At 32.9% G+C, this 14,220-nt stretch carries 11 protein-coding genes and 1 riboswitch; of the genes, 1 reads left to right on the top strand and 10 read right to left on the bottom strand.

Going from position 1 to position 14,220, the window contains the following annotated elements:
* Positions 1 to 318: 318 nt before the first annotated feature.
* Positions 319 to 403, bottom strand: a riboswitch (cyclic di-GMP riboswitch).
* A gap of 579 nt (positions 404 to 982) precedes the next feature.
* Positions 983 to 1,582: an acyltransferase gene (locus tag MHI37_RS02150; RefSeq protein ID WP_076337029.1), complete on the top strand. Its 600-nt coding sequence runs from the start codon at positions 983 to 985 to the stop codon at positions 1,580 to 1,582.
* A gap of 916 nt (positions 1,583 to 2,498) precedes the next feature.
* On the opposite strand, the gene MHI37_RS02145 is transcribed toward MHI37_RS02150, so the two are convergent.
* The 10 genes from MHI37_RS02145 to MHI37_RS02100 form a co-directional block, all read right to left on the bottom strand.
* The gene (locus tag MHI37_RS02145) at positions 2,499 to 3,491 is read right to left on the bottom strand and encodes a GDP-mannose 4,6-dehydratase (protein ID WP_076337028.1); all 993 of its coding nucleotides are present in this window, start codon (positions 3,489 to 3,491) and stop codon (positions 2,499 to 2,501) included.
* 76 nt (positions 3,492 to 3,567) lie between these two features.
* On the bottom strand, positions 3,568 to 5,019 hold the full coding sequence (locus tag MHI37_RS02140) for a lipopolysaccharide biosynthesis protein (protein WP_076337027.1): 1,452 nt from the start codon (positions 5,017 to 5,019) through the stop codon (positions 3,568 to 3,570).
* Between the two features lie 136 nt (positions 5,020 to 5,155).
* On the bottom strand, positions 5,156 to 6,082 hold the full coding sequence (locus MHI37_RS02135; protein WP_076337026.1) for an ATP-grasp fold amidoligase family protein: 927 nt from the start codon (positions 6,080 to 6,082) through the stop codon (positions 5,156 to 5,158).
* A 25-nt stretch (positions 6,083 to 6,107) separates the two neighbouring features.
* Complete coding sequence (locus MHI37_RS02130) at positions 6,108 to 7,328, bottom strand: glycosyltransferase (RefSeq protein ID WP_076337025.1); 1,221 nt, start codon at positions 7,326 to 7,328, stop codon at positions 6,108 to 6,110.
* Positions 7,329 to 7,385: 57 nt separating this feature from the next.
* Positions 7,386 to 8,711, bottom strand: a complete 1,326-nt coding sequence (locus tag MHI37_RS02125; protein ID WP_076337024.1) for a sugar phosphate nucleotidyltransferase — start codon at positions 8,709 to 8,711, stop codon at positions 7,386 to 7,388.
* A gap of 48 nt (positions 8,712 to 8,759) precedes the next feature.
* Complete coding sequence (locus tag MHI37_RS02120) at positions 8,760 to 9,836, bottom strand: hypothetical protein (RefSeq protein WP_076337023.1); 1,077 nt, start codon at positions 9,834 to 9,836, stop codon at positions 8,760 to 8,762.
* A 42-nt stretch (positions 9,837 to 9,878) separates the two neighbouring features.
* Positions 9,879 to 11,021, bottom strand: a complete 1,143-nt coding sequence (locus MHI37_RS02115; protein WP_076337022.1) for an EpsG family protein — start codon at positions 11,019 to 11,021, stop codon at positions 9,879 to 9,881.
* A gap of 12 nt (positions 11,022 to 11,033) precedes the next feature.
* Positions 11,034 to 12,143, bottom strand: a complete 1,110-nt coding sequence (locus MHI37_RS02110) for a glycosyltransferase family 1 protein (RefSeq protein WP_076337021.1) — start codon at positions 12,141 to 12,143, stop codon at positions 11,034 to 11,036.
* Positions 12,144 to 12,198: 55 nt separating this feature from the next.
* Entirely contained in the window at positions 12,199 to 13,287 is a 1,089-nt protein-coding gene (locus MHI37_RS02105) for a glycosyltransferase family 4 protein (RefSeq protein WP_076337020.1), read from the bottom strand.
* A complete protein-coding gene (locus tag MHI37_RS02100; RefSeq protein ID WP_076337019.1) occupies positions 13,284 to 14,174 on the bottom strand; it encodes an NAD-dependent epimerase/dehydratase family protein in 891 nt (296 codons plus the stop codon). The genes MHI37_RS02105 and MHI37_RS02100 overlap by 4 nt, the downstream gene beginning before the upstream one ends.
* Positions 14,175 to 14,220: the final 46 nt, after the last annotated feature.

The raw sequence follows: 14,220 nt of genomic DNA, 5'->3' as shown, positions 1-14,220 counted from the left end.
TATGATTCTCCTTTTATTAGATAAAAAAAACAAGCTGATACCTTATACGGATAAGGCGTCAGCTTGGGATATAACATCTTCTTAACGATAACGGGTACGCTAAGGGTTGGTTTACGGAAGAGCGACTGCCGCTAATTTATTCTTATGATATATGATCTTTAAATAGAGTTCCATGCGCTTTTCTTCATCCAAGCAATCTTCCCATAGGTTTTCATGAAATGCAATACAAAGCTGATGCCACTCACGTACAAAAATTTCGCGTATGAGCATATGAAGACCCTCCATTTATTCACATAAACCACGACGGGAGGTACGATATTCGATAGCTGGCTGGCATTCTGATTACAGATAAGCCCCTCTAGCTTTGCGTCACCACTTTTCAATGGTTTTGCCTTTATCGTACGGTTTATGCAGTTGTTTATTTAGTGGTATCGTACCAAAATTGTAGGGGGATGTATAGGATTGAATGGAAAAATTGAACAGAGCAGCCTATATGTTATTGCTTATTTGTCATTTGAAGCTTTATACCATTCGACAAAATTCCTTATCCCGTCCTCAATATCACAAGAAGGATTGTATCCTAATACTTCTTTTGCCTTGCTCACTTTCGCAAATGTCCTATTTACATCTCCAAGCTGCAGAGATATTTTATTGATTTCAGCATTCTTTCCTAATGTATCCTCTATTGCCTCGACCATTCTTTTCAAGCTGATTGTACTGTATAAGCTATGATAAGTATGACACAGAAGCATACCATTTTTCATTGCAACATACGGAGAGACAGGAAAATCAAAATCATCTTCCTCATAAAAAGGTACTTACGTGTTGTTTAGAAAGTTTACTGTTCCGCCATTTTTTACTGTGTTTTTTTATTAATGGATCATACTTAACTTAATAGCAAATATTATTCACTTTGGTAAACCTAATAATGAATTAAATGTTATTATACAACTATATACTATTATAGGGAGACGATATTTTCATGTTACAAAAAATCATATATCGACTTAAAAGAAAATTAATCTTTAATAAGCTCAAGAGAACTAAAGGACTCACATTTGGTACAAAACTAAAAGTAATTGACTCCCCAATTGTGGATATTAGAAATGGAGGAAAGATAGTAATGGGAAATAATGTAACATTAAATTCTAGAAACAAGGGCTATCACATTAACATGCATTCACCCGTTAAGCTATATGCAGATAGACCCAACGCTGAAATAATTATAGGTGATAATACAAGAATTCATGGTACTTGTATTCACGCCTATGAGAAAATTTCAATAGGAAAGAATTGCTTGATTGCTGCCAATACTCAAATCATAGATGGTAGTGGCCATGATTTGTCTTTCGATAATCCCTCTAATCGTATTAATACAATTGGTGATTCTAATCCTGTTGTTATCAAAAATAACGTTTGGATTGGTGCTAATTCTATTATTCTTCCAGGCGTAACCATTGGAGAAGGTAGTGTAATAGCAGCTGGTAGCGTTGTAACAAGAAACATTCCCCCTATGGTAGTTGCTGGGGGCAATCCTGCTAAAGTAATAAAAAGTGTCGATTCTATTAATGTTTTCGAGTAAATGCTCAATCACTATTTGTTGCATTATGTATTTACATTAGTTTATATACGTATGAGTAATACTCGCAGCTTATGTTGTACACACAATAATCATTGTATCTGAACAACATTCAGTTTCTGCTGAAAACTTTCGAAGTCAATCATTTAATTTTTAAAAGTTTACCTTTATCGAGTATGTACATTGGTAAATCCCAAATAGTCTGTACCATGTAAAATAAAACATAGTGTATTATGATTTAAATACGCAGAAAGATAGAAGAGGTGAGATCGAACAAGACAACATATTGTCATGCGCTTCCAGATGTTGGAATCTGGGGCGTCCTAATTAAATATATCAGAAAATTTAATGGATTCAGCTGTTTGCTTCTTCTGTCACAATCAGACTCTAGATATTACTACTTACCACTTACAGCATGAAGTGTATTGGTGAAATATAGTTTTTCTTCCTATAATAGGAATTTTAATGCTTCGTTGTTATCAATCTCAAGTTCTTCAATAAGGAAGCCGTATTCTCATCCAACTGGTTTAAGCTAAACCTAAGAAACCTGCGGGACCGCTGCTGAGAACCATATTCATTTAATATTTAGAACAGTGTGGATTTGACCCTCGTAGGTGATATATTGTCTTATTGGTAAAACCACTCTTCAGCTCACGCTTAATCGATAAGAACTGATTACAGAATTTAGTGCTTTGACGCGCAAACTACAATTTTTTCTTTTATCGACAAGTGTACTTTTGCGCCTTAACGAGTTTATATTACGCATATACCTAGCATCCAAATAGCATGAGCCCTTAATACTTTAAGGCAGTTCGGCAACCATTCACATTCAAGTAAGTGCTGAATCCGAACAGAAATACTAATATTCTATCCAACAGAGATCATTCAATTCGTCACATAGAGACATTGGAATTTATTCTTAAATGTTTTCCACCGATTTCATCCATTCAACAAACTTACTAATTCCATCTTCAAAATGCCAAGATGGTTTATAGCCCAGCACTTTTTTCGCTTTACTCACATCCGCAAAAGTCCGATTCACGTCTCCAGGCTGCATAGGCATTTTATTGATTTCAGCATTTCTCCCTAGAGCGTCCTCTATTGCTTCGACCATTCTTTTCAGGTTGATCGTATTTGACTCCCCGAGGTTAAATACTTCATATTTCTTTTCACCTTCACTTGCCCATTCGACAGCCTTAATAACCCCATCGATAATATCTTCAATATAGGTATAGTCTCTCTCCGAAGAACCGTCACCATAGTAAGGAATAGGCCGCCCTTCAGAAATTAACTTTGTAAACTTATGTATCGCAAGATCCGGACGTTGTCTTGGACCATATACAGTAAAAAATCGCAAGCAAGCCATATTAATATTGTATAAACTATGATAAGTATGGCATAGAAGTTCTCCTGCTTTTTTAGTTGCAGCGTAAGGAGAGATAGGGAAATCGACAACATCTTCCTCAGAGAATGGCACCTTCGTGTTGTTTCCATAGACAGAGGAAGAAGAAGCAAATACAAAGCTCTTTATATTGTGCTTTTTACTCATTTCTAGAAGGTTTACCGTTCCATTAATATTAACGTCAGTGTAAAGAACCGGATTTTGTATAGAAGGTCTTACTCCTGCATAGGCTGCAAGATGTACAATCATATCCACTTGATTTTCTTCAAATACACGATTCAAAAAATCGATATCCCGAAGATCTCCCTCTTCTACCGTATAACAATCATCAGCTAGCTTGAGCTTCTCAACTAATTGTTGCGTTTCCATAACATTGTTTCTTTTAATTGCTGGGTCATAATAATCATTGAAGCAATCAATATTAATTACCTTATGCCCTTTTTGCAGTAAAGCTTCGCATAGGTGAGAGCCAATAAAGCCAGCTCCCCCTGTAACAACGATTGTGGTCATTAACTATCAACTCCTTTTAGATCTAGATATCCTTTAATGTTCCATAAAAACAAAGGACAATTTCAGCCCTCATGACCTAGAACTTCTTATTTGCAAACCCAAGAAAAGTTTTAACATCTTTTCGAGCAACTAAGACAACAGTAATAACATACACAATTACACAAATTATTATTGATAGAATGCTCCAAACCATTGATTGTGATAGCTGTCTTAATATCATTACTAAACACCCCATCAACAGAGTACACATAATTGGTTTACCTATATTATTAAATATATTTCTTATCGGGAATTTAATAATGAATTTCATTATGATAATTCCGGTTACTACACTCTCCAATCTGATTAATGCCCTTGAATAAACCAGATCCCAAAACCCTGATTTCAGACTAATTAAACAAACCGGTATTAAAAATGCTAAATGTATCATTTGTGCTGCAAAGGATAGCTGGGGTCTACCCTTCGATCTATAAACTTCACTATTGAAGTTTGAAGAAACAATTAATATAGAGGATGTTAGCGCCCAAATTCCAATGATTTTATTGGCCTCGGCCCATTGATCACCAAGCATTATTTGAGTAGCTATATCACTATATAGATATAAACCAAGCCCAATTGGAAGAACTAAATATGCTACTAATTTTTGAATACTGTTAAACATCTTATTAAACCCTAATTCGTCATTTTGAAGCCTAGACAGCGCAGAAAATAATATAGGAATAAATGAAGCGGTTACTATTCCCATAAGCGCGTTAACCATATTTAGAGAAGTTTTATACAATCCCAGATAATATGAATCCAATGCATTACCGATAATCAACGCATCAATCCACAATGTCAACCAGATCGAAATTGCCTCAACCAATGACCATAAGCTAAAAGATAGCATTTTCTTCAATATTGCAAGTCTGTAAAATAGCCTTGGTCTCCATTTAGATTTTACAGTCAGTAAAATTGCATTTGATAATTGTCCGCAAATACTACCTATTATTAGTGCCCAAAAACCATATCCCAATAGGGCCAATGGTATCGATATAGCAAAAGGTATAAACACGGAGACAATGCGAACCAAAAAGAGTGATTTAAAATTAAAGTCACGTTTAAAGAGCGCCATTTGTATACTTGAAAAAGATGTTAAAGGCAATTGAACCGCAGCAACTATAAGTGCTATTTCTAACCCTGGATTTCCCACCAGCTCCGCTATTGGTTTACAAAATATAGCTATTAATCCCCATAGAAATATCGATAGGCCGAGATTAGACCAAAAAGCTACATTTACATTTTTGTTTTTCTCTTCTTCATTTTTAAATTCATGTTGTACTAGAAACTTTTGAAATCCAGCATCACTAAACATATCTGCTAAACTAACAATCATACTTATACTTGTTATAATACCAAATGCTTCTGGGGCTAATAGCCTTGCTAATATCATACTTGTAACAGGTGTTACTAGTTTCGCGGCTATTTCAGTAATTGTAGACCATTTTGCCGCTTTACCTATTTTCTTTGATATATCATTATTGTCCAAGGCTCTCTTCCTCTGATCTTGCGGTTTGTTTATTTCAATATAATAAGCATATTGAGCTAATTCCGAGTTACTCCCTATATAATCTCAAATTTCACCATTAAATACCCATATAATCTTTTAATCGTTTCAGTATTCGTTATTTCATGTTCTCATTCTGTAAAGATAAGTCTATCCAACTACCCAGTAGATCATCATAAGAGCTCGGCATAAACCTTTCAAATCCAGAACCCGGGAAGAATGTTAGTTCCCCAAAATATAGTTGTCCGTTAACTTCGTAAAAGTCTACCCTCAAAAACGGAATACCCTTGGATAACCTTTCAGCGAACTCAACCATTTTGTCAAAGTTCTTTGGCTTGCTAATTTCCGTTCCACTATTTGAATAGTATCTCTCAAATGGCATGGGATTCCAATCCATATCGTAAAAGTCAACATTTAGACCAGACGGCAAGTCTCTATTTAAACAAACAAAAGAACACTTTACTTCGCCATTAAAACACATGAATTTATAGTCAATAAGCTCTTTGTTTAATTCATCTACCATATACTTCTCACATATAATACGGGGTTTCACATTTTTATAGGGCCACTCTCTTCCATTATAATAAAAATTTGTTTTTAAACATTTATCTATCTTGTTCCTTGCAGCCTCAATATTAAAGTTTTCTTTTTCTTTACAGACTATTACTCCACCTGAATCGTGAGTACACTTTAATACAAAAGCGTCAGGCAATTGGTCGAAATCTATGTTCTCAAAACTCTCATACACTCCAATAAGTGGTATTGTATATTGCTGACCAATTGAGGCTGCAATATATTTGCGCACTTCAAATTTATCAACGTAGTCAGTGTATACCGATTGATGATCATGAAGCTTCAACCATTGTAGTTTTTCATTAAAAGATTTCGGATTTTCTAAATTTAGACTTTTACCTATTCTAATACGATACATTAGCTTCAAATATATTTTATCTGGTAAACGCCTGAGCCAGCCTTTGAAATCAGCGTAAATAACAATTTTCCCTGGGTTTTTAATAACTGATGTTAACCTATCTAAAAATCTCATATCATCACTCCAGAGCATATGATCATCAATTAATACGAGAATCTCTCTCAACTATTTCGTTAAAGCACATCATTAATCGTGTGCTATATTGATCTAGCGAATTATTTTTAATAGTATAGTCCCTGTTAGCCTCTACAATCAGATTATATTCATCCTCTGATAAATTATAAGACTTTTTTAGAGCATTAATAATTCCCTCAATTTTGTATACATCAAAAGTGAAACCCCTTCCGTTATCCAGCATTTCCGGGATTCCACCTCGATTGCTACCTATAACCAAGATCCTCATTGAAAGGCCTTCAAGAACTGTATTGGGATAGTTTTCCATCCAAACAGATGGAACTACAATGGTATGAACGCTTTCCAAAGTATTTATCATTTCTGAATAATCTAAAACCCCTAAATATCTAATTTTTTTACATCCTTCAATTTTCTTGCGAAATGTATCTTCAATATCCTCAAAAAGCTTACCGGCAATTAATAGCTCGACCTTTTTATCTTTTTGAAATATCTGAAATGCATCAATTAACTCCAATACTCCCTTTTTACTATTAATTGCTCCATAAAAAAGATACTTTTTGTTTTCAAAATCAGTATTTTTTTCATACTGCTCGTATTTTTTAAAATCAAACGAATTATTTATGCATCTAATATGGTAGCCATTTCTCCTACAAATTTCTGTAAGTTTCAAGCTGGGCGATATATAATTACCTATGCTCACTTTTCTTTTTTTGTTTATTCTTCCCCATAAAGTAAATCTTAACTTCTTAACAATATTATCTGCGCATACCGTTTTACAGTTGTTATAAGCGGAACCTTCACAAATTGAGCCATCTGGTTTTATACAGGTCCCTTTTGGACAAACTGCTGAATAATCACGCAACGTTTGCACAACATTATATCCTTTTATAGCCTCATATATAGTAAACGGTTCTTTATTTATATTGTTTATATGAATAATGTCTGGTGATATTCTTTCAATATTTTCTTGAATTTTACTCAATAAATCTAACTTTATATTAAACAATCCAAATCTATGATAATTTCTTCTAATCGAACTATAATTTATAGGAATATTGATATAATGGTTGCCTATGTTATAAAGCACATCATCTTCTGGGAAATTTTCGTCAAATGTCATTAGATATACTTCGTTTCCGTTATGCTCAAGTATTTGCTTCTCTCTTAAAGTCTGCACTTCGGCTCCACCATATACTAAATAGTCATTCAATATTAGTATTTTCATTGCATCTCCATATAATTATGAATTTTCAATAATAAATCTTTTCAAACTGTTTCAATTCTAATATTCAATATCAGTATCAAACAACTCTTTTCCTATTTGAACCTCAATAATTCTCAAGTTAGTATCTGCTTTAATTGAATGAACCGTTCCCTTATTTATATAAATAACTTCACCTATTCTCACATTACGTACGTGACCATTTTCCACTAGTTCACCGCTACCATTAACTACTGTCCAAATTTCATCTTTATTTGTATGATAATGGTAGCTAATAGATTTGCCCGCCCAAATAAATAAACTTCTCGTCAATGACGAAGTACCATCTTCATAGGTGGTAAAATCAAGCACTTTATAATTTCCCCATTGCCGCTCTTCATACATTGGTCTTTGATCCAAGTTTTCGACATAAGATTTTAATCGAGCGCTAGCCTCTTTATCTGAAACAAGAATACCATCATGACTAGCTACAATTACCAAATCCTTGACTCCAAGAGCAATAACAGGAATATCCAATTCATTAATTATATGCGTATCAACACTTTCTTCATCAATAGTTGCGCATCCTAAATAATTCCCATCCATTTCTTCAGTTAATGTATTCCAAGTACCAAGGTCCTTCCATTCACCATTATAAGGCACCATTGCAATAGAAGAAGCCTTCTCTACTACCTCATAATCAAAACTAATCTTTTTAAGTTGAGCATAGTTCCTATTCAACTCTTCAAAACTTTTAAACTCCAACTGTTGTTTAACGATATTCATAAGAAAACCAAGTTTGAATGCAAAAACGCCGCTATTCCAAAAGGCTCCTTCTTCAATTAATTCCTTAGCTCTTTCTGAGTTTGGTTTTTCTGTAAAACGTTCAACTATAAAATTGTTTCCTATATTCCCATTTGCCTCAGGAACAATATAACCATATTTTTCTGATGGATAGGTCGGTTTAACTCCCATTAAAACTATGTCATAAATCCCTTTTTTAACCTCTTTCTCCATCTCACTTAAATTCATAAAATATTCAACACTCACATAAGGATCTACTGGTAGAACTAATATTACATCTTCCGGAGACATATTCTTCTCCAATGCAAGGTAGGCAGATGATAATGCAATAGCCGGAAATGTATCTCTTCTCTCCGGCTCTAATACAATGTCAACTGCCGCCCCAAGTTGACTCCTTATAGAATCGATTTGCGATTTCCCCGTAGCAATTACAATATTTGCCTCAATACCTGCCTTTTGAATTTGTCCATAAATACGCTGAACCATAGACTCAAACTCGCCGCTTGTATTTTTCAACAATTTCAGGAACTGTTTAGATCTAGTGTCATTAGATAAAGGCCACAGCCTTTTACCAGAACCACCTGATAATAAGATAATGTTCAACTTATCCTCCTAGTAATATCTTTTGCAATTTCAAATAAACCCCTATCATTAACCATTAAGTAAATCTTTTATTTGTAATTTTATTGTTTCGTCTGAGTAGTCACTTAATATCTTGTTGAACATTTCAACATTTGGTTTCATTTCTTTTTCTTTTAATTTACTTAATAGCATAAAAAAATCTTCAAATCCATCATATAGCTTAATAATACCTGGATATGTATCATTGTAGTTTTTAAGCGTATTATTACTATTTAGTAACAATGGCTTATTAAAATGGGCAGATTCAAAAAATACGCCACTTGTCTTGTAATTATATGTTTCTTCATAAGGCAATAATATATATGAGCTATTGATCATAGTCCCATAATACTCTTTATCTGTAATTCTGCTGTTATACACTACAAGATTATCAAAAATAGCATTTCTTTTGCGACTTCTTAATACTATTTTAAAACCTTCTGGAATTAAGCTTTTATTGTTTATTAAATATTCAATAAAACTTTCTTCGTTACTAAACCCTGGTGCAAATATTATTTTTTTTTCTTGAGCAATCAGTAATTCATTATAATCATTTACGTTAATTGAGGGAAGTGGATGCACCACTGGCCTAAGTTTATTCTTGTATTTTAGAATATCTTCTAAGTAATTTTTAATATATGTTTCTAACACGACTAATTCAAAATTTTTATTAACACGTTTTAAGAAAAACCTTTTTATCGCACTGTGTTCCATATCTGATATTCCATGTTCAACGAAAACACATCTATTTTCAATAAATTTTGTAGCAAGAGAGTAGGAAATAATATCAACTGAACTAAAGAAAATAAGATCATAGTTTCCCAATTCAAAATTCTTCTTAATCCATTGAATACATATAAATTGATTAATTCGATATTTCACTTTGAACAGAGCCATATTTTTACTTTTAGACATCAGTATTTCGGGAATAAATTCATCGGGTATATAAAATGTATTCCTAACCATAATTTTATTATTTTCTAATTCTAAAAAATCTTTTCTAACTAAAACATCTACTTGACACAAATCAGTTAGTGCTCTTAAAATTCCATAATTATAATTCTTATGTCCCATCGGCGACATCAGATCGATAAATAGTATTTTCATATGCTACTCCCTTATCGTTAAAGATAGTTCATATAACTTATTTCAATAAATAATCACATTAGTATCCATATCGAATATTGACTTAAATGGAATATAAAGATCCCAATAAGTAGATATAACAGAGAAGTTTCTCGATATTAAATATAGAATCAGAACTCCAAATACTAATAACTTAATACCAGGGTTCTTAATCCATTTAAACACATACGGTATTAATACAATTTGTGTCATCATATACGGCAGAGCAATTCTGGTTAATGATGTAGAATTAATGTATGTGCCTAAATATAATAAGACTCCAAATAAAAATAAATTAAACATACCTCTAAATTGATCGCTGTTGGATTTGAATTTTTTAAAATACATAAGTATGAATAAACCAACTAAAAGGAAATTATTAATTACTCCTGAAAGACTGTTTCCCGCATTTGAAATATATAGGTAGTTATTCACTTTATATTCGTAACTACCCCCTAATACCTTAGTCAGCAATAACATTCCATCATCAGCTAAATAAATTACTAACGGCAACAACATAATAACAAGTACAATAAGTCGCTTATTTAGCCTTATATGATATAAATAATATGCAGGAAGAAAAATTATAGCCGATCTATGAAATAGTGCCGCAATAGTCACAAAAACTAAAAATAGTAGCAACCTTCTCTCACGGATATATATTATTGAGAAAAATAGTATAATATATGCGATGGTACTTCTAACAACAAATACGTTTCCAAGATATAACGTCCATATAATTAATAACATAGTCATTGGATATTCGTTTTCATACTTTAAATTAACATCTTGGTTAATAGACCTTTTTAGATTCAGAAAACTAAAGTTAAGTATAGCCTTCTTCTGAAATGCATATACAATTAAAGCGCATATGGCCAGGAAGACTGTATAATTGTCAGATATCAAATTAACAATATAATTCAAATATTTATAACCTAATTCAAATCTATCATTTGAGCCCAAATCAATACTTTGTATGCTTATGAAATATTCATAATAAGGACTCCAGTCTGTCCCTCTTTCCCATCTTATTGCTGATAAGACTAAAAAAAATGTAGCTACCACCGTGATAAAGAAGCGTTGATTTTTTTTAATTGATGCCCCATTGAATATTTCAATCCATGATAATGTAGCTAAAACAGCAAAGATACCAATATATAAAAGCATAATTATATATCCTCATTTATTATATATTTTCATGTATAATTCTTGTAATACTTTACTTCCTATGTTTATATCAAATCCAGCTTCTCTTACTGTGTTTGACTGATCAATTCTATCATAATTGATATTCTCTAAAACTGTTTCAGACCAAACAGTTGGTCCTTCATCAATCGGTAAAAACGTCAGTAAATCAGTGACCTTCACTTCCTCTGGCACCTTATTAGATGCAAAACATTTCACCCCTGAGGTCTGTGCTTCAATTAGCACCATTCCAAAACCTTCATTCTTTGAAGGCAACACAAAGACATCTATTGCTTGTAACAACTCATTAACATTTGACTGCGCTCCAAGCATTACAACACTATGTTCCAATCCTAGTGAAACAACTTTCTCCCTAACTTGCTCCTCTAAATCACCGTTTCCAATCATAATCATCATAGTATTTTGATTCGCTTTATAAATTTGACTAAACACCTCAATTAAAAATTCGTGGTTTTTAACATGAACAAATCTTCCTATGGTACCTATAACAATTTTATCTTCTAGACCTAGTTCTTTTCGTTTATTCTCTCTTACCTTATTATTAAATGAAAATTTATTTACATCTATTTCATTATATACGACATTATATTTCTTATTATTCTCAATACTTTGTCCAAATCCCCATTTACCTGCGCTTTTTGAACACGCAAAATAATTTGTAGCCATTGCCCTTATTAGTATCTTTGCTAATAGGTTTGTTATTCGTTGAAAAAAGCTAGCACTTTGCATAAAAGTATGAGTATGACAAATCCTAATTCCTTTTTTGGCTAAAATTGCCATAAATAGTGCGGGACAAACCTCTAAATTTCCATGAAATTGTATAATATCGTAGTTTTCATTTTTGAATATTTTATAGGACTCTATTGCTGACTTAATCGGATGCTTTCGTCTAAATGACAAGTGATATACTTTTGAACCCAAATCCCTTAGTTCTCTCTCTATCATTCCCTCAGACCTATGTGAAATAAAGTCGTAATGAATCATGCCCCGATTCATGTGTCTATAACTATTCAATAACGACATAGCCACTCCGCCGCTTCCAAGACTACTAACAACATGTAATACCCTAACAGGTTTTTCCATTTTCATTCTCCTTAGCAATCAAAGGCTTTTATCATAGTAACTTAATAGTTAAAATTTAACAAAATAATGTATTAATTTCTTCCATATATATCTCAATTACTAATGCCCTATCAAACTCGTGTTCCATTTTGCGTCTACCTAATATCCCCATTTTTCTTCTTTGATCGTAGTTTAAACTAATAAACTTTTCGATCTTTTCAATTAGATCTCTACTATTCCTTTGCTCCACGATAAGACCATTTATACCCTCATCAACTACTTCTCGACATCCGCTTCTATTAGTTGTTATAATCGGCCTACCACTCGCTGCACTCTCCAGCAAAACATTTGACATTCCCTCGGGATAATATGTTGGATGAACAGTACAATGTGTCTTTTCTAGAAAGCTTCTTATGTCTCTTTGCATACCATGATACCCAACTATACCTTTCAATTCCCTAAATCTGTCCGCATAATCCTCTTCGCAAAATCCAATAATATGAAATCTTGTATTTGCATATTTCTCCCTAATATATTTAGCTGCCTCTAAATACTGATCTATCCCTTTTTCCTTCATAATTCTCGATATAAATACAAACTCTATCGTATCTTCAGGTGGGTACTCTAATACAGTAAAATGGTCTAAGTTAACCCCCGAGCCTGGAATTAGTCTATGCTTACCTACGGCTATATTTTTGTTAACAAAAAACTGTTTGTTTTCCTCGTTCTGAAAAAACAAACAACTAATTTTTCTAAAAGCATATTTATAGAGAAGAACTGTTACCTTCTGCATAATTCCATCATTTTCAACTGCTGTTCCAAGACCAGTTATATTTGCTATATAAGGAATATTCAATGAAGCAGATGCCATTCCACCATAAATATTAGGCTTAATTGTGTAGGAAAGAACAATATCCGGTTTTATTTCCTTCATTATTTTTTTGTAGTATCGTAGTAATTTAAGTTCCTCTATTGGATTAGTCCCGTGCCTTGCTATTGTTGCCTCCACATACTTACATCCCAATTTTTTAAGATCATCTATACGTTCACCGTAGGGAGAAGAGATATAGACCTCATAGCCATCATTTAATAGACGTTCAACTAACTCTTTTCTGAAGTTGTATATTACAACATCATGATTTACCAATATCAGAACTTTTTTCATGTTTCACTTCGCTCCGTTAGTAGTATTGAGTCATCTAGATTGCTCACCCAATAACTTTCTTTATAAATTGACATTTCCTTTTCATATGTAAAGGTTCCAAATACTTTGTTTACAGTATTAACTTTATTGCCAATGCTACTTATTAATGGATTAAATAGCTTTGTTAAAGCTATTTTTTTTCCATAGACGCTAGCAATTTTATAAACCATCTCTGATGTATTTACGTATTCTTTATTCTGAGGATGGAAAGCACCAAACTCATCATTATGTATCATTAGTTTTATAAACTCACTAAGATTATCTATATAAAGCATACTACGCTTATTATCTATGTTCGGAAAAATGGGAGTTTTCTTAGCCAGTTGAACTAATTTCGGAAAATTGCCCTTTGAACCTTTCCCATAAATCATTGGAGGACGGATTATTACGACATTGAAGCTTTCATCTTGAAGTGACGTTATACCCATCTCAGCTTGTAATTTGCTGTCTCCATAAAAACCACTTGGATTAGGCATTGTCTGTTTTGTTACTATGACATTTGGTAATTTTGAATTACTCTCACCAAAAACAATCATACTGCTCATAAATATAAATTGTCTAACACCATCTAGCTTAGCTTTCTTAGCCAGTTCGATTGTTAAATCTCGATTAACCTTATAGTACAAGGCTTCTTGATTTGACTTTGCATCGACATGAGCAATACCAGCAACATGTAAAATAACATCATAATTAGAAAACGACAAACGTTTCCAGTCATCCGTACGGCAGGAGATGAAGTCAATTGAGTAATTATTATTAGCACTGACCCAATTAGCAAATGAATTACCGACGTAACTGTTTTTAGCTGTAATAAGTATTTTCTTTTTTTCTGCGGTTGCTTTATTCATTTCTCGTCAAACTCCTGACTCCTGCTGTAACAGACTGTTTTATATA

The sequence above is a fragment of the Paenibacillus sp. FSL H8-0548 genome, assembly GCF_038630985.1.
Classification (GTDB): domain Bacteria; phylum Bacillota; class Bacilli; order Paenibacillales; family Paenibacillaceae; genus Pristimantibacillus.
The sequence above is the reverse complement of the archived record's forward strand: the minus strand, read 5'-3'. Positions and strand labels throughout refer to the sequence as shown.

What these genes read in the sequence shown, in the direction of transcription:
- MHI37_RS02150 (WP_076337029.1), top strand. Translation starts at nt 983, where the DNA reads ATGTTACAAAAAATCATATATCGACTTAAAAGAAAATTAATCTTTAAT.
- MHI37_RS02145 (WP_076337028.1), bottom strand. Translation starts at nt 3,491, where the DNA reads ATGACCACAATCGTTGTTACAGGGGGAGCTGGCTTTATTGGCTCTCAC.
- MHI37_RS02135 (WP_076337026.1), bottom strand. Translation starts at nt 6,082, where the DNA reads ATGAGATTTTTAGATAGGTTAACATCAGTTATTAAAAACCCAGGGAAA.
- MHI37_RS02130 (WP_076337025.1), bottom strand. Translation starts at nt 7,328, where the DNA reads ATGAAAATACTAATATTGAATGACTATTTAGTATATGGTGGAGCCGAA.
- MHI37_RS02120 (WP_076337023.1), bottom strand. Translation starts at nt 9,836, where the DNA reads ATGAAAATACTATTTATCGATCTGATGTCGCCGATGGGACATAAGAAT.
- MHI37_RS02115 (WP_076337022.1), bottom strand. Translation starts at nt 11,021, where the DNA reads ATGCTTTTATATATTGGTATCTTTGCTGTTTTAGCTACATTATCATGG.
- MHI37_RS02110 (WP_076337021.1), bottom strand. Translation starts at nt 12,143, where the DNA reads ATGGAAAAACCTGTTAGGGTATTACATGTTGTTAGTAGTCTTGGAAGC.
- MHI37_RS02105 (WP_076337020.1), bottom strand. Translation starts at nt 13,287, where the DNA reads ATGAAAAAAGTTCTGATATTGGTAAATCATGATGTTGTAATATACAAC.
- MHI37_RS02100 (WP_076337019.1), bottom strand. Translation starts at nt 14,174, where the DNA reads ATGAATAAAGCAACCGCAGAAAAAAAGAAAATACTTATTACAGCTAAA.